At 65.9% G+C, this 25,329-nt stretch carries 23 protein-coding genes and 1 tRNA gene; 16 read left to right on the forward strand and 8 right to left on the reverse strand.

The window, feature by feature from the left end; translation table 11 throughout:
* The first annotated feature begins 119 nt into the window (after window positions 1-119).
* Both argH and ACIPK7_RS15000 read left to right on the forward strand, forming a co-directional pair.
* The gene (argH, locus tag ACIPK7_RS14995; protein ID WP_192432324.1) at window positions 120-1,514 is read left to right on the forward strand and encodes an argininosuccinate lyase; all 1,395 of its coding nucleotides are present in this window, start codon (window positions 120-122) and stop codon (window positions 1,512-1,514) included.
* A 12-nt stretch (window positions 1,515-1,526) separates the two neighbouring features.
* Window positions 1,527-2,240 carry a hypothetical protein gene (locus ACIPK7_RS15000; protein ID WP_401088558.1) on the forward strand — a complete coding sequence of 238 codons (714 nt, stop codon included), beginning with the start codon at window positions 1,527-1,529 and terminating at the stop codon, window positions 2,238-2,240.
* Between the two features lie 4 nt (window positions 2,241-2,244).
* Here the strand turns inward: ACIPK7_RS15000 and ACIPK7_RS15005 are convergent, their stop codons facing one another.
* From ACIPK7_RS15005 to gabD, 3 genes are all read right to left on the reverse strand, one after another.
* Entirely contained in the window at window positions 2,245-3,441 is a 1,197-nt protein-coding gene (locus ACIPK7_RS15005) for an HDOD domain-containing protein (protein WP_401088560.1), read from the reverse strand.
* Between the two features lie 246 nt (window positions 3,442-3,687).
* Window positions 3,688-4,968 (reverse strand): 4-aminobutyrate--2-oxoglutarate transaminase, encoded by a 1,281-nt coding sequence (gene gabT, locus ACIPK7_RS15010; RefSeq protein ID WP_045213232.1) that lies wholly within the window; start codon window positions 4,966-4,968, stop codon window positions 3,688-3,690.
* 201 nt (window positions 4,969-5,169) lie between these two features.
* Window positions 5,170-6,621: an NADP-dependent succinate-semialdehyde dehydrogenase gene (gene gabD, locus ACIPK7_RS15015; RefSeq protein WP_088415861.1), complete on the reverse strand. Its 1,452-nt coding sequence runs from the start codon at window positions 6,619-6,621 to the stop codon at window positions 5,170-5,172.
* 657 nt (window positions 6,622-7,278) lie between these two features.
* On the opposite strand from gabD, the gene ACIPK7_RS15020 reads away from it, so the two are divergent.
* Both ACIPK7_RS15020 and ACIPK7_RS15025 read left to right on the forward strand, forming a co-directional pair.
* A tRNA-Arg gene (locus ACIPK7_RS15020) sits at window positions 7,279-7,355 on the forward strand.
* 213 nt (window positions 7,356-7,568) lie between these two features.
* A complete protein-coding gene (locus ACIPK7_RS15025; protein ID WP_401088562.1) occupies window positions 7,569-8,162 on the forward strand; it encodes a hypothetical protein in 594 nt (197 codons plus the stop codon).
* A 35-nt stretch (window positions 8,163-8,197) separates the two neighbouring features.
* Here ACIPK7_RS15025 and ACIPK7_RS15030 read toward each other — a convergent pair whose 3' ends face one another.
* The gene (locus ACIPK7_RS15030; RefSeq protein WP_401088564.1) at window positions 8,198-8,923 is read right to left on the reverse strand and encodes a hypothetical protein; all 726 of its coding nucleotides are present in this window, start codon (window positions 8,921-8,923) and stop codon (window positions 8,198-8,200) included.
* 77 nt (window positions 8,924-9,000) lie between these two features.
* Window positions 9,001-9,180: a hypothetical protein gene (locus ACIPK7_RS15035; protein WP_192432328.1), complete on the reverse strand. Its 180-nt coding sequence runs from the start codon at window positions 9,178-9,180 to the stop codon at window positions 9,001-9,003.
* Window positions 9,181-9,355: 175 nt separating this feature from the next.
* Here ACIPK7_RS15035 and ACIPK7_RS15040 point away from each other — a divergent pair, with 175 nt between their 5' ends.
* A complete protein-coding gene (locus ACIPK7_RS15040; protein WP_192432329.1) occupies window positions 9,356-9,790 on the forward strand; it encodes a CBS domain-containing protein in 435 nt (144 codons plus the stop codon).
* Window positions 9,791-9,806: 16 nt separating this feature from the next.
* Here the strand turns inward: ACIPK7_RS15040 and ACIPK7_RS15045 are convergent, their stop codons facing one another.
* Window positions 9,807-10,544, reverse strand: a complete 738-nt coding sequence (locus ACIPK7_RS15045) for a metallophosphoesterase (protein WP_401088566.1) — start codon at window positions 10,542-10,544, stop codon at window positions 9,807-9,809.
* A gap of 353 nt (window positions 10,545-10,897) precedes the next feature.
* On the opposite strand from ACIPK7_RS15045, the gene ACIPK7_RS15050 reads away from it, so the two are divergent.
* Window positions 10,898-13,114 carry a TonB-dependent receptor gene (locus tag ACIPK7_RS15050; protein WP_192432331.1) on the forward strand — a complete coding sequence of 739 codons (2,217 nt, stop codon included), beginning with the start codon at window positions 10,898-10,900 and terminating at the stop codon, window positions 13,112-13,114.
* Window positions 13,115-13,128: 14 nt separating this feature from the next.
* Window positions 13,129-14,205: an ABC transporter substrate-binding protein gene (locus tag ACIPK7_RS15055; protein ID WP_401088568.1), complete on the forward strand. Its 1,077-nt coding sequence runs from the start codon at window positions 13,129-13,131 to the stop codon at window positions 14,203-14,205.
* A 77-nt stretch (window positions 14,206-14,282) separates the two neighbouring features.
* Here the strand turns inward: ACIPK7_RS15055 and ACIPK7_RS15060 are convergent, their stop codons facing one another.
* Window positions 14,283-15,014, reverse strand: coding sequence for a class II aldolase/adducin family protein (locus ACIPK7_RS15060; RefSeq protein WP_192432333.1), 732 nt, complete (start codon window positions 15,012-15,014; stop codon window positions 14,283-14,285).
* A 339-nt stretch (window positions 15,015-15,353) separates the two neighbouring features.
* Here ACIPK7_RS15060 and ACIPK7_RS15065 point away from each other — a divergent pair, with 339 nt between their 5' ends.
* The 7 genes from ACIPK7_RS15065 (at window position 15,354) to ACIPK7_RS15095 (ending at window position 22,259) form a co-directional block, all read left to right on the forward strand.
* Window positions 15,354-16,508: an LLM class flavin-dependent oxidoreductase gene (locus ACIPK7_RS15065; RefSeq protein ID WP_401088570.1), complete on the forward strand. Its 1,155-nt coding sequence runs from the start codon at window positions 15,354-15,356 to the stop codon at window positions 16,506-16,508.
* A 17-nt stretch (window positions 16,509-16,525) separates the two neighbouring features.
* Window positions 16,526-17,581, forward strand: coding sequence for an ABC transporter substrate-binding protein (locus ACIPK7_RS15070; protein WP_192432335.1), 1,056 nt, complete (start codon window positions 16,526-16,528; stop codon window positions 17,579-17,581).
* A gap of 84 nt (window positions 17,582-17,665) precedes the next feature.
* On the forward strand, window positions 17,666-18,721 hold the full coding sequence (locus tag ACIPK7_RS15075; protein ID WP_401088572.1) for an ABC transporter substrate-binding protein: 1,056 nt from the start codon (window positions 17,666-17,668) through the stop codon (window positions 18,719-18,721).
* Window positions 18,708-19,919 carry an MFS transporter gene (locus tag ACIPK7_RS15080; protein WP_401088574.1) on the forward strand — a complete coding sequence of 404 codons (1,212 nt, stop codon included), beginning with the start codon at window positions 18,708-18,710 and terminating at the stop codon, window positions 19,917-19,919. Before ACIPK7_RS15075 ends, ACIPK7_RS15080 begins: the two co-directional genes overlap by 14 nt.
* Before the next feature lie 3 nt (window positions 19,920-19,922).
* Window positions 19,923-20,681 carry an ABC transporter permease gene (locus ACIPK7_RS15085; protein WP_401088576.1) on the forward strand — a complete coding sequence of 253 codons (759 nt, stop codon included), beginning with the start codon at window positions 19,923-19,925 and terminating at the stop codon, window positions 20,679-20,681.
* Window positions 20,678-21,439, forward strand: coding sequence for an ABC transporter permease (locus ACIPK7_RS15090; protein WP_401088577.1), 762 nt, complete (start codon window positions 20,678-20,680; stop codon window positions 21,437-21,439). The genes ACIPK7_RS15085 and ACIPK7_RS15090 overlap by 4 nt, the downstream gene beginning before the upstream one ends.
* 25 nt (window positions 21,440-21,464) lie before the next feature.
* Window positions 21,465-22,259: an ABC transporter ATP-binding protein gene (locus ACIPK7_RS15095; protein ID WP_401088597.1), complete on the forward strand. Its 795-nt coding sequence runs from the start codon at window positions 21,465-21,467 to the stop codon at window positions 22,257-22,259.
* 97 nt (window positions 22,260-22,356) lie between these two features.
* Here the strand turns inward: ACIPK7_RS15095 and ACIPK7_RS15100 are convergent, their stop codons facing one another.
* Entirely contained in the window at window positions 22,357-23,994 is a 1,638-nt protein-coding gene (locus ACIPK7_RS15100) for a SulP family inorganic anion transporter (RefSeq protein ID WP_401088579.1), read from the reverse strand.
* A gap of 472 nt (window positions 23,995-24,466) precedes the next feature.
* Here ACIPK7_RS15100 and ACIPK7_RS15105 point away from each other — a divergent pair, with 472 nt between their 5' ends.
* Window positions 24,467-24,838: an SMR family transporter gene (locus ACIPK7_RS15105; RefSeq protein WP_401088580.1), complete on the forward strand. Its 372-nt coding sequence runs from the start codon at window positions 24,467-24,469 to the stop codon at window positions 24,836-24,838.
* Window positions 24,832-25,161, forward strand: a complete 330-nt coding sequence (gene mdtI / locus ACIPK7_RS15110) for a multidrug/spermidine efflux SMR transporter subunit MdtI (protein WP_024766311.1) — start codon at window positions 24,832-24,834, stop codon at window positions 25,159-25,161. The genes ACIPK7_RS15105 and mdtI overlap by 7 nt, the downstream gene beginning before the upstream one ends.
* The last annotated feature ends 168 nt before the right edge of the window (window positions 25,162-25,329 follow it).

Here is a 25,329-nt window from a genome sequence, read left to right on the forward strand (position 1 = left end):
TCCCCCGCCGCAACTCGCCAAAGCGCCGCCGGTTTTGTCATTCAGCCTGCTATTATCGTCGCACTTTGCCCTTCATGCAGGCCGCACGCCGCGCCTGCCCGTTTCCGGAAGAGAGATCCATGAGCGTAGAGAAGACCAACCAGTCCTGGGGCGGCCGTTTCAGCGAGCCCGTCGATGCCTTTGTCGCCCGCTTCACCGCCTCCGTCGACTTCGACAAGCGCCTCTACCGCCACGACATCATGGGTTCCATGGCCCACGCCACCATGTTGGCCAAGGTCGGCGTGCTGAGCGACGCCGAGCGCGACACTATCATCGACGGGCTCAAGCAGATCCAGAGCGAGATCGAGGCCGGCACCTTCGACTGGCGTGTCGACCTGGAAGACGTGCACATGAACATCGAGGCGCGCCTCACCGACCGCATCGGCGTCACCGGCAAGAAGCTGCACACCGGCCGTTCGCGCAACGACCAGGTGGCCACCGACATCCGCCTGTGGCTGCGCGACGAGATCGACCTGATCCTCGCCGAGATCACCCGCCTGCAGCAGGGCCTGCTGGGCCTGGCGGAAGCCGAAGCCGACACCATCATGCCCGGCTTCACCCATCTGCAGACTGCTCAGCCTGTGACCTTCGGCCACCACCTGCTGGCCTGGTTCGAAATGCTCAGCCGCGACTACGAGCGCCTGGTGGACTGCCGCAAGCGCGCCAACCGCATGCCTCTGGGTAGCGCCGCGCTGGCGGGCACCACTTACCCGATCGACCGGACCATCACCTGCGAACTGCTGGGATTCGAAGCGATCTCCGGCAACTCGCTGGACGGCGTGTCCGACCGCGACTTCGCCATCGAATTCTGCGCCGCCGCCGCCGTGGCGATGATGCACCTGTCGCGCTTCTCCGAAGAGCTGGTGCTCTGGACCAGCGCCCAGTTCCAGTTCATCGACCTGCCCGACCGCTTCTGCACCGGCTCCTCGATCATGCCGCAGAAGAAGAACCCGGACGTCCCGGAGCTGGTGCGTGGCAAGTCCGGCCGCGTGTTCGGCCACCTCGCCGGCCTGCTGACCCTGATGAAGGGCCAGCCACTGGCCTACAACAAGGACAATCAGGAAGACAAGGAACCGCTGTTCGACGCCGCCGACACCCTGCGCGACAGCCTCCGTGCCTTTGCCGACATGGTTCCGGCGATCAAGCCCAAGCGCGACATCATGCGCGAAGCGGCCCGCCGTGGCTTCTCCACCGCCACCGACCTGGCCGACTACCTGGTGCGCCGTGGCCTGCCGTTCCGTGACTGCCACGAAATCGTCGGCCACGCCGTGAAGTACGGCGTGGACAGCGGCAAGGACCTGGCCGAGATGAGCCTGGACGAGCTGCGCCAGTTCAGCGACCAGATCGATGACGACGTGTTCGCCGTGCTGACCCTGGAAGGCTCGGTGAACGCCCGCGACCACATCGGCGGCACCGCACCTAACCAGGTCCGCGCCGCCGTGGTACGCGGCAAGGAACTGCTGGCCGCGCGCTAAGCACAGCACCTCGTGCACTTCTGGAACCAGGAAAACTTCGAAGGACTGGAACGGCTCGCCGATGAACTGGCGGGCCTTCCCGGCCTGCAGGCGCTGGCGGACTACGCCCGCGCCCGCAGCCGAGGCGTACGCCGGCAGGCATTTGCCGCCCTCGAAGGATTTCTGCGCAATGCCCCTGCTCCCGATTCCCAATCCGCCCGCGAACTGAGCCTGCAGATACTCACGCTGCACAGCCAGACCCGCGAAGCCCACCAGTTCCTCGCCCAGCCATTGCTCGCGTGCTTCCTCTTTCCCACACTGCAAGCCTGGATCGACAGCGAACCGACGGCCCATGCCCCGTTGCGCTGGCTTGGGCTACTGCAGAGCGATGGCGATCTCCTGCGCCGGGCGCTGGCGGCGCGTCCCGAAGATGTCGCAGTCCGCTTCCGATTGATCGATTTCGCCCTGGGTGCTGCGGATTACGCCATGCACCACCTGGACGAAGGCTTCTTCATCGGCGAGCCGGCCGAGGCGCGCGAAGCGCTCGACCTCGCGGCCCGACTGATCAACGAAGCTCCCGACGCCAGCCCGTTTGCCCGCCAAGTCGAGGAAGGCGTGCAGCTATCAGCCCTGCTGGATGACTGGCTGACCTACTCGGCGCAGCCCGAAGGCGACTTTGCCGCCTGGTGCGCCGAACGGCAGCGCCCGTATGCCTGGGCGAAGAAGTACTACTACACGCAGTCCTGATTGCTCAGGTCCGCCCCAGATAGCCCAGCTGTGCCGGCGTCAGCTGCAGCATGCGCGCGGCCTTGTGGTCCTTGAGCCCGGGCAGTTCATCTTCCGGCAGCCGCGCCGCGCTCGCGGCCAGGTTGACGATCAGCGCCTCGCGGCTGAACACCCCGTGCTCGATGGCGTAAGCGGCGGCAATCAGGCTGCGCAGTTCCAGCGGCAGGCGCCAACGGGTACGCAGAGCGGAACCGAAGCTCGCGCCATGCTCTTTCACGACCTTATCCACTTCCGCTTCGCTCAGCTCGCCACCGGCGCTATGCCAGTCCTGCAGGCTGCGCAGCAGTGCAAGGTCGCCCAGGCAGTGCAGCAAGCCCGCGGTGAAGCAACGGTCGGCGTCCGCGCCCAGTGACTCGGCCAGCGCAAACGCGGCGTCGGCGGTATGCCGGGAAAGCTCCCAGAAGCGCTCGGCGCGCTCCTTGAGCAGCGGGTCATCGAGGGTCGAGGCGCGCTGCAGCGCCACCGCCAGCATCAGGTTCAGCGCCTGCGCCACGCCCAGGCGCGACAGCGCCTGCATCAGTGTCTGACAGGGCATGCCGACATGCCGCGCGGCGCTGTTGGCGGCCGAGATGAGGCTGGCGGTGATCTGCGGATCGTGCCCGAAGTCCCGTTCGAGCATCTCCAGGTTGATCTCGCTGGCCTCCATGCAGCGGTTCACTGCCGCACCGACCTCGCCCATCAGCGGCGCGCCCTCGGTGGCGTCGCGCTCGGTCTGCAGGAAGCGTTCCAGCGACAGGCTCTGCTCCAGCGTCGGCAGTTCGCAGACGACGTTTTCGCCCGGTGCCAGCAGCAGCGCGCGCAGGCGTTCGCGCAGGCTCTCGGCGTTGAAGGGCTTGACCAGGTAGGCCGTGGGCGCTAGCGGCAGGGCGGCGCGCACGCTGGCGGCATCGGCCTTGGAGCTGATCAGGATGAACGGCTGGGCGAGCGGCCCGCGGCGGCGCAGGCGCACGTGGCGCAGCAATTCCAGGCCGTCGCTGCCGGGTAGCTCGCGCTCGGCGAGGATCAGCGCAAAAGGATGGCGGCGGCAGGACTCGATGGCCGTATCACCGTCCTCGCAGAATTCGACTTTCGCGTCGCAACGCACGCTCAGCACCAGTTGGCCGAGCAGCTCGCGGCTCCACGGGTCGCTGGCAGCGACCAGTACGCCAGGCGAATCGCTCATGGATCGCACCTCGTTCGGGACGTATGCCGTCGCGAGCGGAAACAACCGATCCTGAGCCTTCCTTGCCGAGTGCTCGGTCCTTCGGATGCCGCCGGCCAGCGGCCTTCGGATACAGCGCAGCGTAGTCCAAAGCCCACCAGCTTTCCCCTGCGCACCATCAACTTCGCCGGACACTTCACATAAAAAATGCACGAAAAAAGGCCCGCTTGCGCGGGCCTTTCTCTCGAACGGTTAGAGCAGCGAGGCTCAGGCCAGTTCGTCGAAGCACTCGGCCAGAATGGCCAGGCCTTTTTCCAGCTGCGCGTCAGGGATGGTGACGGGCATCAGGAAGCGGATCACGTTGTAGTAGGTACCGCAGGAGAGCAGGATCAGACCTTTCTCACGGGCACGAACCACGATCTTGCTGACCAGTTCAGCGGCCGGCTTGTTGTGATCACCGCCTTCGAACAGCTCGATGGCGATCATCGAACCCAGGCCACGAACGTCGCCGATGACCTTGTGCTTGGCCTGGATGTCGCGCAGACCCGCCTTCAGGCTCTCGCCAACGGCTTGCGAACGCTCCAGCAGCTTCTCTTCGTCGAACACTTTCAGCACGGCCAGGGCCGCGGCGCAAGCGATCGGGCTACCGGCGTAGGTGCCGCCCAGGCCGCCGGGAGCGATGGCGTCCATGATTTCGGCTTTGCCGGAAACACCGGAGATCGGGAAACCACCGCCAACGGACTTGGCGAAGGTGGTCAGGTCCGGAACGATGCCCAGTTGCTCGGTGGCGAAGAAGGTGCCGGTACGACCAGCGCCAGTCTGCACTTCGTCAGCGATCAGCAGGATGCCGTGCTCGTCGCACAGGGCGCGCAGGCGCTGCATGAAGGCCTTGGAGTTGACGTAGAAGCCACCTTCGCCCTGAACCGGCTCGATGATGATGGCTGCGATGTCGCGCGGCTGAGCGTCGTTCTTGAAGATGCGCTCGATGCTGGCGATCGACTCGTCTTCGCTCACGCCGTGCAGTTCGCACGGAGCCAGGGCGCGGAAGATGCCGCCCGGCATCAGGCCCATGCCAGCGGAGTACGGAACGACCTTGCCGGTCAGGCCCAGGGTCATCATGGTACGGCCGTGGTAGGCGCCGGTGAAGGCGATCACGCCAGCGCGGCCGGTGGCGGCACGGGCGATCTTGACGGCGTTTTCAACGGCTTCGGAGCCGGAGGTGACCAGCAGTGTCTTCTTCGGGAAGTTGCCCGGAACGCGCTTGGCGATCTCTTCGGCCAGCTCGATGTAGGGCTCGTACGCCAGCACCTGGAAGCAGGTGTGGGTCAGCTTGGTCAGCTGTTCCTGAACGGCGGCAACCACTTTCGGGTGCAGGTGGCCGGTGTTCAGTACGGCAATGCCGCCGGCGAAGTCGATGTACTCACGACCTTCGACGTCCCACACGGTGGAGTTCTCGGCGCGCTCGGCGACGACCGGGTGGATCTGGCCTACACCACGCGGTACGGCGGCCTGACGACGTTGCAGCAGGGATTCGTTGGTTTTGCTCATAGCTTCCTCAGTGGCCGCTCATCGGGCGACCGGATCAAAGGATGAAAGCGGGGAGAAGCCACGCACGACAGCATACGATGATCGACTGTCGTGGCACTTGCGGCCCGCCGGACGGGTTGTCCGGTGCTACCACCGGAAAACGCCGACGCGAGGGTGGCTGTCAGCTCTTGCCTGCCACCCCGCGCCCACGGAAAAAACGGATCAGATACCGCCGAGGCAGAGGTATTTGACTTCGAGGTAGTCCTCGATGCCGTACTTCGAACCTTCGCGACCCAGGCCCGAGGCCTTGATGCCGCCGAACGGCGCCACTTCGTTGGAGATCAGGCCGGTGTTGATACCCACCATGCCGTATTCCAGCTGCTCGGCGACGCGGAACACGCGGGCCAGGTCGCGGGCATAGAAGTACGAAGCCAGGCCAAACTCGGTGTCGTTGGACATGGCGATGACTTCGGCCTCGTCCTTGAAGCGGAACACCGGCGCCAGCGGGCCGAAGGTCTCGTCCTTGGACACCAGGGCGGACTTCGGCACGTCGACCAGGATGGTCGGCTCGAAGAAGGTGCCACCCAGGGCGTGCGGCTTGCCGCCGGTGAGAACCTTGGCGCCCTTGGAAACGGCGTCGGCGATGTGCTCTTCGACCTTGGCGACCGCCTTGGAATCGATCAGCGGGCCGGTGGTGACGCCCTGCTCCAGGCCGTTGCCGATGTTCAGCTTGGCCACGGCGGCCTTCAGCTTCTCGACGAAGGCGTCGTACACGCCGTCCTGAACGTACAGGCGGTTGGCGCAGACGCAGGTCTGGCCGTTGTTGCGGTACTTGGAGATCAGCGCGCCTTCGACGGCGGCGTCCAGGTCGGCATCGTCGAACACGATGAACGGAGCGTTGCCGCCCAGCTCCAGGGACACTTTCTTGATGTCCTTGGCGCATTCGGCCATCAGCTGGCGACCGATCTCGGTGGAACCGGTGAAGGTCAGCTTGCGCACGATCGGGTTGCTGGTCAGCTCACCGCCGACTTCGCCGGCGCTGCCGGTGACGACGCTGAACACGCCTTTCGGAATACCGGCGCGCTCGGCCAGCTCGGCCAGGGCCAGGGCGGAGTACGGGGTTTGCGAAGCAGGCTTGAGCACCATGGTGCAGCCAGCGGCCAGGGCCGGGCCGGCTTTACGGGTGATCATTGCGGACGGGAAGTTCCACGGGGTGATGGCCGCGGTCACGCCGATCGGCTGCTTGATCACGATGATGCGCTTGTCGGGCTGGTGGCCCGGAATGGTGTCGCCGTAGATGCGCTTGGCTTCTTCGCCGAACCACTCGAGGAAGGAGGCGGCGTAGGCGATCTCGCCCTTGGCTTCGGCCAGCGGCTTGCCCTGCTCGATGGTCATCAGGCGGGCCAGGTCATCCTGGTTGGCGATCATCAGGTCGAACCATTTGCGCAGCTTGTTGGCGCGTTCCTTGGCGGTCAGCGCACGCCAGGCCGGCAGGGCCTTGTCGGCAGCTTCGATGGCGCGACGGGTTTCGTCGGCACCCATCTTCGGCACGGTGCCGATGATCTCGTTGGTGGCCGGGTTGTTCACGTTGATGGTCTTGCCGTTGTCGGCGTCGACCCAGGAACCATCAATGTAAGCCTGTTGGCGGAACAGCTTGGCATCATTGAGTTGCATGACCTGTCTCCTTTCGAGGAAAGCCTGTGGACGGCGGGTCGACCTGGAGTCCCCGCCTGCCTTGTTGTCTGGATGGGAGAGACCGCAGTCTCTGCCGTTCATTCGCCCCGGCCGCTCAGTATCGACGCGCAGGCGAATGCCGCCTCAGCCTGGAGGCGGCGCCCGGCGAACGGCTCTTAGTTCGCTCGGCATGCGGACACGAAAAAACGCAGGCCGGGGTCATTGCCCCGTCTGGTTGAACTCGTTCACGCACAGGTTCCCAGGCTCGGCCCAGGAGTACGACTGCCCTACAACCTTCCGGTACGCTGATCGACGGAAGCCGCACGGAGACCTGTCACAAGGGACATGCGGTGGGTGCAACGGAAGACTGTCATCCCGCAGGCTGATGGCCGGCTGGTGTGATGCCAATGCTCCGGTCTCCTGTTGTTGTGATGGGGAGGCGTTTGAAATCTCAAACGAATCCTAGGGCCGTCGACTGCAAAGGGCAATAGCTTGTTCGACAAAACCCACGATGGTATCCGCTCGCAACCGGTTTTCGGAGGTTTTCTACCGACAGGCGGCTGTTCTCGTTCGATATCATGAACGAGCGTACCTGCATTGGACGCCCGCACGTGAGATGCGTATGATTGCCGCCTGCCGCGCCAGCCGCGGCATTACGCACCAGTAGCTCAGCTGGATAGAGTACTGCCCTCCGAAGGCAGGGGTCGTGGGTTCGAATCCCGCCTGGTGCGCCATCCTCCGTTTCGCGACTGCCGCCGGCAGCCGGCGAAACCACCCGAAAAGCCCGCCCTGAGCGGGCTTTTCTGTTTCTGCCGGCAAGCACCACGCAGGCCAGGCCGGCCGATGGCCTTCACGGCCAGGAAAACCCTCGACGCCGGACGATTCCTCTTCGCCACCAGAGGCTGTATAAGCCTTGCGCCATCGCGCGCGAAAAGGACAAACCGCCCATGCTCCGGCTTCTGCTGCCCACCCTGCTCCTGGCCCTTGCCGGGTGCGCCACCAAACCGCCGGCGAACCCCGAAAACCTCTGCGAGATATTCCGCGAAAAGCCGAAATGGCACGAAGCGGCGCTGCAGGTGCAAAAGCGCTGGGGCGGCACCGTCCAGGTGCCGATGGCGATGATGTACCAGGAGTCCTCCTTCAAGCACGACGCCCTGCCACCGCGTTACTACTTCCTCGGCTTCATTCCCTGGGGCCGCGTCAGTTCCGCCTACGGCTACGCCCAGGCCAAGGACGAGACCTGGGCCGACTACAAGAAGGAGGCCGGTGGATGGGGCGCCGACCGCGACGACTTCGCCGATGCGCTGGACTTCATGGGCTGGTACATGAACAAGACCTACAACGTGAACCGCGTTTCCAAGTGGGATGCCTACGGCCAGTACCTAAACTATCACGAGGGCTGGGGCGGCTATCGCCAGCGCAGCTACGACGCCAAGCCGTGGCTGAAGACGGTGTCCCAGAAGGTCCAGGCGCGCGCCTCGCTGTATGGCGTCCAATACAAGAGCTGCGAACAGGAGTTATCGAGCGGGGGCTGGTTCTAGCAGCCGCGATAACTCGCCCTGCGGCTCAGGGGCAGTCAGTGCCCCATGATCCGCCGGTACTCGTCGCGGTATTGCTCGTAGGGCAGGTTGCGCCGCTGCAACTCCATCAGTTGCTGTTCCTGACTCAGTGGGCCGGAAACGTGGGCAACGGTTTCCGCGGCTGTCGGGGACACCGGCTGCGGGACCGCTTCGGGCGGCTGCGCTGGCCTGTTGGCGGGCAGTGGCGCCGGCAGGCTGCGGGGCGGACGGGCGACCAGCAGCGCGCTGGTGATCTCGCCGACAATCTGTTCAGACACCGCACTGACTTCCGAGGAGCCCATCGAGGTGAACAGGTCGCCGTCGGCTTCGCTTTCATAGCGGCGCGAGGCGAGCAACTGGCCTGTCAGGCCGTCGTGGTAGCGCACGGTGGAGGTGATCCACTCCTCGTCGCCACTGCCGGGACGGTTGTTGGCGTTGTGGCCGGAGCCGACCTCGATCACCACCAGGGTGGACAGGGTGTCGGTGGCGCGCGGTTCGCCGTCCTGCTCGGTGAGTTGGTAGTCCGCCGAGCCGGCCTCGTCGCGCAGCGCCTCGCGCCAGCTGGCCTTCAATACGCCCCAGCGCGGGTTGGCCGCCACCATGGCGTCGGGCTGGAAGTTCACCACCATCACGTGGCGGGTGTCGCGGTAGAGGGAAATGGGCGCGGTGCGGTCATCCCGGCGGACGTCCGAAGAACATCCACAGAGCAGGGAAACGGCCAGGGCGAGCGTGACGTTGCGCATGGTGCTTTCTCTTTATTGTCTGGCCAGCATTCTGCCAGCCAATCATGACGCCCGGATATCGTCCGAAGGTCAGTCCTCTACCAGTCCTCGTCCAGGCCCGGCTGGTATTCCTCCGCGTCCCCGTCCTCCTCCTCGTGATTGCCGGGCGGGTCCTCGAAGAACGCGGCATCTTCCTCCAGCAGGCCATCGAGGTCGTCGTCGAGGTCCAGCAGGTGGTCGTGTTCGGGTTCGTGAAGGTCGAGGTCGTCGTCAGTCATGGCCGGTCTTTCGTGGGGGGAAACAAGGAAGGGAATCACAGTATAAGTCGCGCCGCGGGGGCATGACGCTCCCGTGACGGCGGACGGCGCTTTGCGGCCTTGCCGGATCGCGATTCGTCCACGATTCTCTATGAACCACGGGCATCGCGCCGTGAACGACGAACAGGGGGTAGGAATGAAGACTGTGGCTCAGCTGTTGAACGCCAAGGCGGACCAGCAGGTTTACACCATCGCCCCGGATGCGCTGGTGATCGATGCACTGCGCCTGATGGCGGAGAAGAACCTCGGCGGCCTGCCGGTGGTGGAGGCCAACCAACTGGTCGGTTTCTTCAGTGAGCGCGACTACGCCCGGCGCCTGGCGCTCCAGGGGCGCAATTCTGAAAACACGCCGGTCAGCGCGGTGATGACCGCACCGGTGATCACCGTGGACACCCACCTGAACGTCGACAAGTGCATGGGCATCATGACCGAGCGCCACCTGCGCCACCTGCCGGTGGTGGAGAACGGCGAGCTGCTGGGGCTGCTGTCCATCGGCGACCTGGTGAAGGCCGCCATCGCCGAACAGGCCGAGCTGATCCAGCAACTGGAACAGTACATCCGCGGCGAGTGACCGCCCCGGCGGCCGCTCAGCGCGCGGCCGCCGTTTCCACTTCGCCACTATGCATGTCGACGATGCTCAGGCAACCATCGGCATAACCGCTGCCCGTGTCGATGTAGTGGGTGTTGCCCAGCGGGCGCACGGCGTTCTGCGCGGTATGGCCGACATACAGGCGCTCCAGCCCGGCAATGACCGTGGCGTCTTCCTTCTCGATGCGCGTGCGTGCCCACATCGAGAGGCCGACGGCGTTGCGTCGGGCGGTTTCACCCAGCTCGCCGGCCAGCGCGGCGACGCCGCTGTCCCAGTCGGGGAAGGCCGGTGAGACCGGCGCCTCGGCATGCACGATGCCGACGCGACGGCCCTCCCCCAGTTCGACTTCGATCACCAGTGGCAACTGCTGCAGCCGCCGGGCGATACGCTCGCGGGTCACCGGCGTGAGCTTGTAGAGCCAGGTGCCACCATTGCGGAAGTGCAGGTCGCGGTCATCGCCGGCCAGTACCACGTCGATCACCAGTTGCTCGTGGTTGCCGCGCACCGAGGCGAACCAGGGCTTGGCCAGCCAGTCGAGCACCTGCGGCGAATAGGGCCCGCGATCGACCAGATCGCCGGCGGCGAACAGGCGGTCGGCGGCCGGATCGAATCCGACCTGATCGAGCAGACGCTGCAGCAATTCGAAATGGCCGTGCACATCTCCCACCACGAAATCGCGGCCGCGCTGGTTACGCGGGAAGCGTTGCAGGGGTTGCTCCGGCAAGAGCGTATTCATTGCCAACTCCAGGTCGTTCAAGGGCACAGCTTAACAGCTGCACATTGCGTTCCAGCGGCACTGCGACGAAAGCCTCGGGGCCTGCTGACTCGTTGCTGCCCAGGCAGCGACGTCCCAGCATGGACTGCTGCCTCAGCAGCACAACGCCCGCAGCCATCTATAAAAATCCTTTTGTATCAGCTAGTTAACATTTACCAGGAAAGCGGTACGGATGTTGCGATGTCTCCCTCAAGCCATCCGGCCTTCATGACGCGTGAGCCAGTACAAGAGCAACGCAATAACAGCTTCATGCCTTGCGGCGACGACCGAGCACCACAGAGCAGCCGTCCTTTCGCCGCCCCCCTGGGGACACCATGTTCAAACGCAATACCCTTTCCTTCGCCGTCGTCCTGGGGCTTGCCAGCCTCAATGCCTACGCGGCCGATGACAATACGCAGAACAAGGAAGAAGCCAGCGCCGCGCCAACCCTGGGCAAGGTGGTGGTTACCGCGCAGAAGCGCGAGGAATCGGTACAGGAAGTGCCAGCACCGATCACCGTGCTGAGCGGCGAGAAGATCCGCGACGCCTCCCTGCAATCGGCCAGCGAGGTCACCCGTTACACCCCCAACGCCTCCGCCGGCACCACCGACGGGCACGGGCGCCCACGCTGGTGGATTCGGGGTCTGGGCACTGGTGACCAGGGCGCCAACACGGTCAGCCCGATCGGCATCTACGTCGACGACGTGTACATCGCCAACATCAGCGCCACCGGTTTCCCGCTGTTCGACCAGGAGCGCGTGGAAGTGCTGCGCGGCCCGCAGGGCACCCTGTGGGGCAAGAACACCACCGGCGGCGCGATCAACTTCATCTCGCGCAAGCCGACCTTCAGCCCCGAGGGCTACTTCAAGGTCGACATGGGCAACTACGCCAACCGCATCGTCGAAGGCGCGGTGAGCGACGCGCTGGTCGACGACAAGCTGGCCGGGCGCCTGTCCTTCCATCATCAGGGCCGCGACGGCTACACCGAGAACATCAACGACGGCGACGACCAGGGCGCGCTGGAAGACGACGCCGTGCGCCTGCAGCTGGCCGCGCGAGTGAACGATAACCTCGACGCCAACCTCAACGTCCACGCCCGCCATTACCACGACACCGCCAGCTACAACACCGTCAGCTACGGCACTCGCCCGAACGGCACCAACCAGTTCGGCTATTCCATCGACCCGGAACTGGGCAAGGCCAACTTCAACGCCAAGTACCAGGCCGAGATCGACCAGGCCGGCAGCAACCTCAACCTGGTCTGGCAACTGGGCGAGCTGGAACTGACCTCCATCACCGCCTTCGAGCACTTCACCCGCGACGGCTGGACCGACAGCGACAACACCCCGCAGGAACTGCAGCGCAGCTACAGCTACGCCGACAGCCAGCAATGGTCGCAGGAACTGCGCCTGGCCTCGCCGCGCACCGACCGGCTGAACTGGGTGCTGGGCTTCCACTACTTCAACGAAGACCTGGAATCGAAGAACGCCAACGCGGCGCTGCCCAACGTCTACATCCCCAGCTACTACAACAACGTCAGCTACGACCAGAAGACCGAGAGCTACGCGATCTTCGGCAGTACCACCTACAACTTCACCGACGACTTCAGCCTCACCGCCGGCCTGCGCTGGACCCGCGAAACCAAGGACATCGACCTGGAGCGCCTGGTCAACCGTGGCACGGCGCGATTCGGCGACGGCCACTGGTGGCAGCCGGGCAACGTAGAATCCCCGCTGGTCGTCAACGCCACCCAGGACGAGAGCAACACCTGGAGCGACTACAGCTGGGACCTGACGCCCGAGTACCGGATTTCCGACAACGCCCGCGCCTACTTCCGCTATGCACGCGGCTTCCGCTCCGGCGGCTACAACGCCGGCGTCACCAGCCAGGCCACCGTCGCCAAGGTCGATCCGGAATACCTCACCTCCTATGAGCTGGGCCTGAAATCGGAGTGGTTCGACGGCCGCCTGAACGCCAACGCCAGCCTCTTCTACTACGACTACGAGGACATCCAGCTCAACATCGTCACCGCGGTGAACAACCAGACCGTCTCGCGACTGGCCAACGGCGCTCAGGGCGAGGCGTACGGCGCCGAATTCGAGCTCGAAGCCATCCCCGTGGAAAACCTGCACGTCAACTTCGGCCTCGGCCTGCTGCACACCGAGTTCACCGACTACACCTCCGGCCCGAACGACTACTCCGGCAACCACTTCGTCCGCGCGCCGAACGTCTCGGCAGTGATCGGCGCCGACTACCGCATCCCGCTCAACGTTGGCGGCGCTGTCGTGCTGGGTACCGACTGGAACACCCGCAGCCGCCAGTACTTCTTCACCAACGACCAGAGCCAGAACATGCGCACCGGTGGCTACACCCTGGGCAACGCGCGGGTGACCTACGAACTGCCGGGCGAAACCACGCGCGTCACTGCCTACGTAAACAACCTCACCGACAAGGAATACCGCAACCACACCCTGCCCACCGGCTACCAGACCGCCGCCGTCATGTTCGGCGACCCGCGCACCTTCGGCGTCTCGGTCACCACCGACTTCTGAGCGAGGTAATCCCCATGAGTCTTCTGCATCGCGCGCTGCGCCGGCTGCTGCCGGCCGCCGCCGTGCTGCTCGCAAGCGGCGCCCTGGCCGCCGAGCAGCCCACCACCCTGCGCATCGCCACCGTGGCCTACGCCAACGCCGGGCAAATCACCTTCAACGGCCCGGCCTACGTAATCGACCGCGACAAGTGGCTGGAGCAGCAACTGGCCCAGCGCAATATCAAGCTGGAATGGGTGCCCGCCACCACCGGCTCGGTGGGCACCTTCGTCAACGAGGAGTTCGCCAACAAGCGCATCGACTTCGCCTTCTACGGCGACCTGCCGTCGATCATCGCCAACGCCTCAGGCGTGCAGACCCAACTGATCGTCCCTGGCGGCATCGGCAACAACGTCTACCTGGTGGTACCGCCGGGCTCCACGGCGAAATCCATCGCCGACCTCAAGGGCAAGCGCATCGCCCTGCACAGGGGCCGGCCGTGGGAGCTGTCGTTCGCCAAGCTGCTGGACGCCAACCACCTGGGCTTCGAGGACTTCCGCATCTTCAACCTCAACCCCCAGGCCGGGGCCGCTGCATTGAGCGCCGGGCGGGTGGATGCGTTCTTCACCCTGAGCGACGCCTTCCTGCTGGAAGACAAGCAGGTCGGCCACATCATCTGGTCGAGCAAGGAGGCCCCGGCCGACTGGAAGATGCGTGCCGAGGTCTGGGGCGCGAAGGATTTCGTGAAAGACCATCCCGACCTCACCCAGCTGGTGGTGGACGCCTACCTGAAAGCCGCGTGGTGGGTCTCCCAGGACGCCAACCAGGCGGAGTACCAGAACGCCCAGGCCCGCTCCGGTGTTCCGCTGAGCGTGCTGCAGCGCGAGGTCGCCGGCGAGCCCTGGGCCGCGCACTTCTCCCCGCTCTACGACGACGCCCTGCGCCAGCACTACACCGACGGCATCGCCTACAGCCTGAAGGCGAAACTGATCCGCAACGAGGTGAAGGTGGATGACCTGCTGGAACCGAAGTTCGTCGAGCAAGGGTTGAAGAACCAGCAGCTGGAAAGCTTCTGGCAACGCAGCTCGGGGCCTGCGGTGGCGGCCAAGCAGTGAGCTGAGATGCGGCGTGGACAAGGACCACGGCCACAAAAAAGCCCTCGCAAGAGGGCTTTTTCATGCCGGGAAGAAACTCAGGCCGCCGCGCCCAGCAGCTTCTGGCCCTGCTCCCAGAGGCCGGTCATCTTCCATTGCTGTTCCAGCACGCCGGGGCCGAATTCCTTCGAGCCGCCGAGGCTTTCGGCGAGGCCCTGGAAGTAGGCGCCCTCTTCGAGCAGCAGGATCAGCTTGGACGCCTTGATCAGGTCCTCGCCCCAGAAGGTAGCGCCGCCGTTGGCTTCGAGGATGGCCGGGGTGTGCGGGTTCTCGGCGAGCTTGTCGAGGATGAACAGCGGCTCGGGCTGGCGGCGGTCGATGTAGATCGGCAGCTCGCGGGCCAGGGTCACGCGCTGGGAGGCGGCGTAGCGGATCGGCAGTACGCGGTGGGCGCTGGCCCAGCCACCGAGGTAGGCGGTGTGCACGTGGATCACCACGTTCACCTCCGGGCGCGCCTGGAAGATCGCCGCATAGCGCTTGCCGTTGCCACCCGCGCCACGGCCACTGAGCGGGGTCGCGCCGGGGATGCTTTCGTCGAGGATCACTTCGCCGTCATAGGTAGCCACCACCGCGCGGATTTCCTGGTCGTCGGCCCAGGGGCTTGGCGCGTGGACGGCGATCACCTGGTCGCTATCCGGTACCCGCACGTAGGCCTGGTAGGTGTTGGTGGCGGTGAGGGTGCGGCTCTCCTTGAGCACGCGGAAGGCCTTGGCGAAGTCGCGGCGGACCTGTTCGAGCTGGCTGGCGAGTTGCGGGTCGAGGGTGGACATGGAGTGCCTCCTGGCAATCGGGGGATGGATGAACCGCGGGGCGGTCTTCCACTGACTGAGCAGGAGTTGTGCCACTAAAAAATATCTCTAAAAATCAATAGGTTAAAACTCAAAAAAGCCAACAAAGGCCGCCAACCCTGGCTGAACGGGCGAAATTGCTGCCCGCCCAGCATCCTCTGCTGACCCACTGCTGCTGTACAGACAAACGCCCTGCTGCCAGAGCAGCAATCCATCCTGAAAGCCCCGTCCCGCCTGGCCTGCAGGCTTTGGGCACAGCCCTTGCTCAATACCCTGCACGAGCAGCACGACGCTGCCCCCGCAAAGCAAAGGAGCATGGCCATGAGCACCGAATTCTTCTGGCGACTGCCGCTGGGCAGCGACGGTCCCTATCTCGCCTCTGACAAGAACAACCGTGGCAGCCACATCGAGCGCCCTGGCAACATCGCGCCGGGCCGCCTGCCCAATGGCGAGCCGGACGGGTTCACCTACATCGACTACATCGCCCAGGTGGCCAAGGCCGCCGAGATCGCCGGTTTCGAGGGCGCGCTGCTGCCCACCGGGCCGGAGCCGTGGATCGCCGCCGCCGCGCTGGCCCGCGAGACCCGCCGGATCAAATTCCTGATCGCCTTCCAGGCCGCCTGGACCCTGCCCGCCTACGCCGCACAGCAGGCAGCGATCCTCCAGCACCTGTCCCGCGACCGCTTGGAGTGGAACATCATCACCGGTGGCAACCCCGCCAGCCAGCGCGCCAACGGCGACTTCCTCGAACACGACAAGCGCTACCAGCGCACCGGCGAGTTCCTCGACATCATCGACGGCCTGTGGAAGAACGAGCAGTTCTCCTACCAGGGCGACATCTACCAGTTGGAGAACGGCTCGCTGCCGATCGCACTGCGCAACGTGCGCAAGCCCGGCGTGTACTTCTCCGGCTTCTCGGACCCGGCGCTGGACGTCGCGGCCAGGCACGCCGATGTTTACCTGAACTGGGCCGAACCCATCGACAAGCTCAAGCCGCACCTGGAACGCGTGCGCGAGCTGGCCGACAAGCAGGGCCGCGAGATCCGCTTCGGCATCCGCATCGACCTGTTCGCCCGCGAGACCGAAGAGGCCGCCTGGAGCGAACTGCGCCGCCAGTACGAGCGCATCGACGCGCGCACCAGCGCCTTCATCAAGAATTTCGCCACCGGCTCGGATTCCGTCGGCGCCGCGCGGCAGACCGCCTACCACCAGAACGTCGAGCGCTTCGACGACCTGATCATCGGCCCCAACCTCTGGGCCGGCTTCGGCAAGGCCAAGCCGGGCCCGACCATCGGCCTGGTGGGCAGCCACGAGAACGTCGCCGAACGCCTCGCCGAATACCGCGACGCCGGCTTCTCCACCTTCATCCTCGCCGGCAACCCGCACCTGGAAGAAGCCCTGCGCATCGGCCAGGAAGTCCTGCCGCTGGTGCAGGGCAAACGCGCCGACATCCACGAACTCAAGGCTCGCGCCTGAGCCACAAGGAGCTGAACATGTCCCGTCCCCTCGATACCCTCTGGTACACCCGCTGCCCGGTCCCCACCGGCCTTGGCATCGCCGTGCAGAAAGGCTGGCTGGAAGAATCCCTCGCCGAGCAGGGCACCCAGATCAAATCGCTGCGCGAGTCCGCCGACCAGGCAGTGCGCGAGTCGCACTTCGACCACACCCTGCAGAACTCGGTGCGCCACGGCGGCAATATCCCGGCCATCTGGGCCCGCGCCAGCGGCCGCGAAACTCGGGTGATCGGCCTGTCCTGGGCCGATGAGGCGCAGCTGATCTTGACCACCGCAGAGAGCGGCATCCGCACCGTGCGCGATCTGAAGGGCCGGCGCTTCGGCCTGCCGGACTGGAGCGGCGCGCAGATCGACTTCACCCGCGCCCAGGCCATCCGCGGCCTGGAAAACGCCCTGCGCCTGGAAGGCCTGGAAGTGCGCGACCTGGAGCTGGTGGACTTCGGCCTCAAGGGCACCTTCAGCGACGAGGCGCCAGGCAACATCGTCGGCATCACCGGCCACGGCGGCAGCCGCCGGCGCAGCCAGAACCCGGAGCTGGTCGGCCTGCTGCGCGGCGAAGTGGACGCGATCTTCCTCAAGGGCGCCCACGCCGTGCAACTGGCGCAGCAGTTCGGCCTGCACACGGTGATCGACACCGGCGCGCACCCGGAGCCGCTGATCCGCTCCAACAACGGCACGCCGCGCACCCTGAGCGTCGACCTCAACCTGCTGGAACAGCACCCCGACGCTGCCACCGCGATCCTCGCCTCGGTATTGCGCGCGGAAGACTGGGCGCACCAGCACCCGGACGACACCCGCCGCTACCTGGCGCGGGAAACCAACAGCAGCGAGTTTTGGGTCGCCACCGCCTACGGCGAGGATGCCCACCTGCGCCTGCGCACTAACCTCGAGGAGGGTTCGATCCTCGCCCTGCAGGACTTCACCGACTTCCTGCAACGCTGGAACTTCATCCCGGCGCGCTTCGACGTGCGCGAGTGGATCGACCCGCGCCCGCTGGAAGCCCTGCGCAGCCGCCTGGCACAGAAGACTGGCTGAACAACGTCACGAGGGCGAATCCCTCTGTTTCCCGACCTGGCCCCCGCGCGACGGCGCGGGGGCTTTCATCCCTGACGGACACCCATGAGCACACCGCTGGAAACCCTCTGGTACACCCACAGCCCCGTTCCCACGGGTCTCGGCATCGCCGTCGAGTCCGGGCGCCTGGCCCAGGCCTTCCGACCCTTCGGCACGCGCATCCAGTCGCTGCGCGAGTCGTCCGAACGCGAGGTGCGCGAGGCGCACTTCGATCATCACCTGCCCTACTCCGTACGCCACGGCGGCAACATCCCGGCCATCTGGGCCCGCGCCAGCGGCGCGCGCACGCGGGTGGTAGGGCTGTCGTGGAGCGACGAGGTGCAACTCATCGTCAGCGCCCCGGACAGCGGCGTGCGCAGCATCCGCGACCTGCGCCACCGGCGCTTCGGGCTGCCGAAGTGGGCCAATGTGCAGATCGATTTCACCCGCGCCCAGTCCCTGCGCGGCCTGGAAAATGCCCTGCGCCTGGAGGGCCTGGAAGTCCGCGACGTCGAACTGGTGGACTACCCCTACGGCGGCACCTACAGCGACGACCCGGTACGCCACGTGTTCGGCGCCCAGGTGGCGCTCAAGGGCAACCGCGTGGTGCAGCGCAACAACGAGCTGATCGGCCTCCTGCGCGGCGATATCGACGCCATCTTCCTCAAGGGTGCCCACGGCCTGCAGCTGGCTCACGAATTCGGCCTGCATGTAGTGTTGGACGTCGGCTCGCACCCCGAGCCGCTGGTGCGTTCGAACATCGGCACGCCGCGCACCCTGACCGTCGACCAGCAACTGCTGGACGAACATTTCGATGCCGCCGTACTGGTGCTCGACACCGTGCTGCGCGCCGAGCAATGGGCCTGGGCGCACCCGGAGGAGACCCGCCGCTTCCTCGCCCGCGAGCTGAACACCAGCGAGTTCTGGGTCGCCAGCGCCTATGGCGAGGACGCCCACCTGCGCCTGCAGACCAACCTGGCGGAGCGCTCGCTCAACGCCCTGCGCGACCTCACCGCGTTCCTCCAGCGCTGGGACTTCATCGGCGCCGACTTCAGCGTCGACGAGTGGATCGACCCACGTCCGCTGGAAGCCCTGTTGGGGAAGATCGATGTCGCCATCTAGTTCCGCACGGCCCGGCGCCTTCCTGCTCAACTTCATGCTGCTGGCGGCGTTCAGCGGCGCCACTATCGGCATGGCGAAGATCGTCACCACGCTCTACGCCATCAGCATCGGCGCCAACGCCATGCAGATCGGCATCATCTCGGCCATGGAGGCCCTCGGCATGGTGATCCTCACCCTGCCCGCCGGCTTCGTCATCGCCCGTTTCGGCGCGCGCCGCGTGTACTTCCTCGCCAGCCTCGGGCCGATGCTGCTGAACCTGGCCATCCCACTGTTCGGCGGGTGGCTGTGGCTGGCCTTCGCGCGCCTGCTGATCGGCCTGTGCATTCCCTTCCGCATCGTCGCCATGAACAGCGCCTTCCTGCGCCAGCTCAAGCGCATCGGCAACGACAAGGCCGGCTGGTATCGCGGCTCGCTGACCCTGGGGATGGGCCTGCTCGGGCCGCTGCTGGGCAATTGGCTGAGCGGCGCGGCAAGCTTCACCTGGGGCTTTGCCGCCATCGGCCTGTGCTTCGGCCTGATGGCCTTCTACAGCCTCGGTTTCTGGGAAGGCGAAGCACCCAGCGACGATGTGCCGGTGGCCGCCGCCACCGGCGGTTTGCTGCAGCAGGTCGGCGCCATGCTGGCCAATGTCGAGATCGCCGAGAGCTGCCTGGTCGAGCTGCTCAGCGCCGCCACCAGCGCGCTGTTCGGCACCTTCATCCTGCTGCTGGCGATGGACGTCGCCGGCCTTTCGCAAGGCCAGGCGGTGAGCCTGGTGATGATCCAGGGCCTGGCCTCGGTGCTCGGGCTGTTCAGCTTCGGCTACCTGATCGAACGCAGCGGCCGGCGTCTGGCCTACGTCGGCAGCCTCAGCGCAGCGCTGGCCGCACTGTTGCTGCTCGGCGTCGCCCGCGACTACTGGCTGCTGGCGCTGGGCGGCGTGCTGCTCAGCGCGTCGGCGGCGCTCATCCACCTGGTGAACATGGCCCAGTTGGGCGAGCACGCCATGGACAAGAGCAAGATTTCAGGCCTGTTCAACCTCGCGTCCATGTCCGGCAGTTTTTCCGGCGCGCTGCTGGGCGGGGCGATCAGCCACTTCGTCGGGCTGGGCAACCTGTTCCTCTGCTGGATTCCCCTGGTGCTGCTGGCCGCGCTGTTCTGCTGGCAACGCAAACAGCGCCGCCAGAACGCCGGGCCGCTGCTCGGGCAGGAGGGTTGAGACATGAGCCGAACATTCGATCGCCTGAGCTGGTTCGCCTCGCCGCTGCTCCTGCTGCTCGCCTGGTTCGTCGCCGCCCGCGCCGGCTGGTTCCCGCCGCAACTGCTGGTGCCACCGGCGGAAGTCTGGGCCAGCTTCCAGGACCTGCTGGCCAGCGGCGAGCTGCGCGAGCACGTGGTGAACAGCCTGTCGCGCCTGGCTATCGGCTTCACCATCGGCGCCGTCGGCGGGCTGCTGTTCGGCACTGCCATGGCGCTGTCGAAGACCGTGGAAGCCTACTGCGCGCCGCTGTTCCACACCCTGCGCCAGGTGCCGTCGATTGCGCTGATCCCGATGTTCATCCTGTTCTTCGGCGTCGAAGAGACCTTCAAGATCCTGATCGTCACCAAGGCCGCCTTCTTCCCCGTGGCACTGGCCGCCAGCGAAGGCGTGAAGGGCATTCCGCGCGGCTACTTCGAGGTCGCCAGCGTGTACCGCCTGCCGCTCTGGAGCCTGCTGCGCGATGTCGCCTTCCCCGCCGCCGCGCCGCCCATCGTCACCGGCCTGCGCATCAGCCTGACGCGCGCGTGGATGGTGCTGGTAGCCGCCGAACTGCTCGCCGCCGACAGCGGCCTGGGGCAGATGATCGAGCTGAGCCGGCAGATGCTGCGCATCGACATCGTGATGGTCGGCGTGATCGTCACCGCGGCCATCGGCTTCGTCCTCGACTTCGCCTTCCGCCTGCTGGAAAAGCGCCTGCTGCGCTGGAGACCAACGCCATGACTCGCTATCTCAAATCGCTGCGTGGGCTGCTGCTGCCGGCGCTGCTGATCGCCGCCTGGCACTGGCAGTCGCAACAGGGCGCCAGCGCTGCTTATGCCTTCGTGCCGCTGGAGCGCATCGGCGCCGGCTTCGTCGAGCTGATCAAGACCGGCGAGCTGTGGCTGAGCGTTTCCGCCAGCCTGCAACGCACCTGCCTCGGCCTGCTGCTGGGCGTGCTCGCCGGCTTCGCGCTGGGCGCCGGCATGGCGCTGTCGAAGCCGCTGGAGCGGTTGTTCGCGCCGCTCTACCACACGATCCGCCAGGTGCCGATCCTCGGCCTGATCCCGCTAATCGCCCTGTGGTTCGGCAGCGGCGAGCCGTCCAAGGTGCTGATCGTCAGCCTTGCCGCGTTCTACCCGATGACGCTGAACGCCTTCGAGGGCTTCCGCGACGTGGAGAAGCGCTACCGCGAAGTCGGCCGCCTGTATGCCTTCGGCCCCTGGCAGCAGTTCCGCGAAGTGCTGCTGCCCGGCGCGCTGCCCAGCCTGAGCAACGGCGTGCTGCACGCGCTGGCCTTCGCCTGGGTCAGCTCGGTGGGTTGCGAGCTGTTCCTGTCCACCGGCATGGGCCTGGGCAACCTGATGATGAACGCCGAAACCGGCTCGCGCATGGAGATCGTGGTGATCGGCGTGCTCAGCATCGGCCTGCTCGGCTACGCCATGAACCAGCTGTTCGCCCGCGCCGCGCGCCACCTGCTGCGCTGGCGCAACCTGCGCTGACCTTTTTGCCATGAGTGCCCAGACCATGAACGCGATCCTCGATCCCGCCCTCCTTCCGGCCCAGCAGGCGCAACACGGCGCGCTGGCCATCCAGGGCCTGAGCAAGGCCTATTCCATCGACGGCCGCAGCCTGCCGGTGCTGGAGAACATCGACCTGGCGGTTCGCCCCGGCGAGTTCGTCAGCATCGTCGGCGCCAGCGGCTGCGGTAAATCCTCGCTGCTGCGGCTGATCGTCGGCCTGGAGAACGACTACAGCGGGCGCATCCTCCTCGACGGCCAGGCCGTCACCGGTACCGGCCTGGAGCGCGGCATCGTGTTCCAGGACCACCGCCTCTTCCCCTGGAAGACCGTGGAGGAGAACGTCGCCTTGGCGCTGAAGCAGCAGAAACTCAGCCGCGCCGAGAAGCGCGAACGAGTCGCCGAGCACCTGGAACTGGTGGGCCTGACCGGCTTCGAGCACGCCTATCCGCACCAGCTCTCCGGCGGCATGGCGCAGCGCGCCGCCATCGCCCGCGCGCTGATAACCCGGCCCAAGGTGTTGCTGCTCGACGAACCCTTCGGCGCTCTCGACGCCCTCACCCGCGTGCGCCTGCAGCATGAGCTGCAGCGCATCTGGGTGCAGCAGCGCAGCACCATGATCATGGTCACCCACGACGTGGAAGAAGCGCTGTACCTGGGCGACCGGGTAGTCGTGATGGACGCCCGGCCGGGGCGGATTCGCCATGAGGTGCGGGTCGATCTGCCGCATCCGCGGGAGCGTGGGCATGCGTTGCTGGCCAAGCTCAAGGAAGAATTGTTGGCAGAGCTGATGCAGGGTTGATCCTGTAGGGCGCATAACGCCTCAGGCGTTATCCGCCCTACGAGTCCGTTCCTACATCGTCTGTTAGTCCGCTGCGAGTGCTAGCACCCAAGCTCGATCAGGGCTCGACACTCGCGCTCAGCGCCGCCGGGAAATCCGGGTGATACCCCGCGCCGATCTCCTCCAGCACCCCCGCCTTGCGCAGCTTGCCAAGCACCCGCGCATTGGCCTCGCACAGGCGCACCTCGATGCCGCGCCGCTGCAACTGCTCGATCACTTCCTGCAGCGTCTGCAAACCGGTGATGTCCATGAACGGCACATGGCGCAGGCGGATGATCAGCACCTTCGGGTCGGTGTGGGTCTTGGCCAGCGCGCGCTCGAAGGTTTCCGCCGCGCCGAAGAACAGCGGCCCTTCGATGCTGTAGACCAGCACACCGGGCGGCAGCTCGCCCAGGCCGCGGCCGCGCAGTTCCACGTCCAGCTCGGGGCCGTCGTCGGCATGCACTTCCACCGAGGACGCCATGCGCCGCAGGAAGTGCAGCATGGCGAGGATCACGCCGATGTTCACCGCGATCACCAGGTCGCTGAACACGGTGAGCAGGAAGGTCACCAGCAGGATCGCGACGTCGGCACGCGGCGCGCGCTTGAGCATGAACAGGAAGTGCCGCGCCTCGCTCATGTTCCAGGCCACCACGAAGAGGATCGCCGCCAGCGCGCAGAGCGGTATGTTCGAAGCCAGCGGCGCGAGGAACAGCAGGATCAGCACCAGGGTCGCGGCATGGGTGACACCGGCCAGCGGGCTGTTGCCACCGTTGCGGATGTTGGTCGCGGTGCGGGCGATGGCGCCGGTGGCGGCGATGCCACCGAACAGCGGCGTGACCAGGTTGGCGATGCCCTGGCCGATCAGCTCCTGGTTGGAATCGTGGCGGGTGCCGGCCATGCCGTCGGCGACCACCGCCGAGAGCAGCGACTCGATGGCGCCGAGCATGGCGATGGCGAAGGCCGGGCCGATCAGCTCCAGCACGCGCGGCAGGGTCACTTCCGGCAGGCTGAAGCTGGGCAGTCCCTGCGGGATGCCGCCAAAGGCGCTGCCGATGGTGGCCACACCGTCGAAATGGAACAGCGACTGGATGGCCGTCACCACCACCATCGCCACCAGCGGGCCGGGCACCCGGCGCAGCGCAGCGATGCGCGGCGTGAACAGCACCAGCGCCAGGCTCAGCAATGCCAGCAGCGTCGTCGCGATGTGCAGGTGTGGCAGCGCCTGGATCAGGTGCCAGAGCTTCTGGTGGAAGTGCTCGCCGGTCACCGCCGGCAGGCCGAAGAAGTCCTTCCACTGACCGACCCAGATGATCACCCCGATCCCGGCGGTGAAGCCGACGATCACCGGCGCGGGGATGAAGCGGATGATGCTGCCCAGGCGGCTGACGCCCAGCAGCACGAGAATCGCCCCGGCCATCAGCGTGGCGATCTGCAGGCCGCCCACGCCGTACTTCGCGGTGACCCCGGCGAGGATGACGATGAAGGCACCGGTCGGCCCGGCGATCTGCACGCGGCTGCCGCCCAGCAGCGAGACCAGGGCGCCGGCGAAGATCGCCGTATAGATGCCCTGCTCGGGCTTCACCCCGCTGGCAATGGCGAAGGCCATGGCCAACGGCAGGGCGACCACCCCGACGATGACGCCCGCCACCAGGTTGCGCGTCCAGTGCTCGCGGCCGAAGAGTCCGGCCTTCCAGGCTTCTCGCAGGGCGATCATCACAGTCTCCGACGGGATATCGATGCTGGATGCTAGCAGGCCCAGGGCCTGGATGGCCCGGCACAGGTCATGACTGTGGCGTGCTGTCGCAGGCAGAACAGAGTGAACAGAATATTGCACAACCCTGATGGCACGCAGGGTCCAGCAGGGTTCTCAGCCCCCTGTTCATGGGTATCCATGACCTGAATCAAGGCGATCGATTTGCCAGCCAACCGGAAAATTGGCACAATGTGTTCATTATGTTGAACATCAAGGCTTTACCTCTCCCCACTTCCCGCCTGGTTTCGCGCGAGCGTCACTGGACCGGCGACCTCTAGCTCCTCTCTTCGGCTGCTACCTGAGCGTGGCGCCAAGCGCGGCCAACACTCAACAGTGATTGCCGCCCGAGTCGGCGCCACCGACCCCGAACCGAAACCGCCGCAAGGATGCTCTTAGCGAGACTGCGCGCGGCTGCCCGTGGGAGGGCTTTACCATGCGTTCCTGGATTTACCTGTTTGCCGCCATCGGCTTCGAAGTCGTTGGCACCACCTCGATGAAATTCACCCACACGCTGTTCCCGATTGCCGGGCTGCTGCTGATGTACCTGATGATCGGCCTGTCGTACTACTTCCTGTCGCTGGCCATCAAGCGCGTGCCGGTTGGCGTGGCTTATGCCCTGTGGGAAGGCATCGGCATCGTACTGATCACCCTGGTCAGCGCCTTCTTCCTCGGCGAGCACCTGAGCCTGGACAAGGCCCTGGGCCTGGCCGTGATGATCGCCGGCATCCTGCTGGTGAAATCCGGCACCCGTACCGGCCAGCGTGAAGCGAGCCGTGAACTGAATGGGGAGGCCGTGACATGCTGAACCATGACCTGATTCCGATGGCCTGGCTGGGCCTGGCCATCGTCCTGGAAGTGATCGCCAACCTGCTGCTGAAGTATTCCGATGGCTTCCGCAAGCGCCTGATCGGCGCGGCCTCGATCCTCTGCGTGCTGGGTGCGTTCACCGCGCTGGCGCAGGCGGTGCGCGGCATCGAGCTGTCGGTGGCCTACGCCATCTGGGGCGGCTTCGGCATCCTCGCCACCGTCGCCATGGGTTGGGCCCTGTTCGGCCAGCGTCTGGTCTGGCGCGGCTGGGTCGGCCTGGCGATGCTGGTGCTGGGCATGGGCCTGCTGAAGCTGGCGTGACCGGCGAATGAAACGAAAAAGGCGGAGCTGGGCTCCGCCTTTTTTATTGCCTGAGAGAGGGGTGCCGTGCGGTTCGCGGGCATGGCCCGCTTGTGTCTGCAAAGCTCGATAAGCTCGAAGGTGAGAGCGACGGGAGGCAAGCTGCAGGTCCGCGGTGTTGGTCGCACG

It is taken from the genome of Pseudomonas sp. NPDC086581 (genome assembly GCF_044746165.1).
Lineage (GTDB): Bacteria > Pseudomonadota > Gammaproteobacteria > Pseudomonadales > Pseudomonadaceae > Pseudomonas.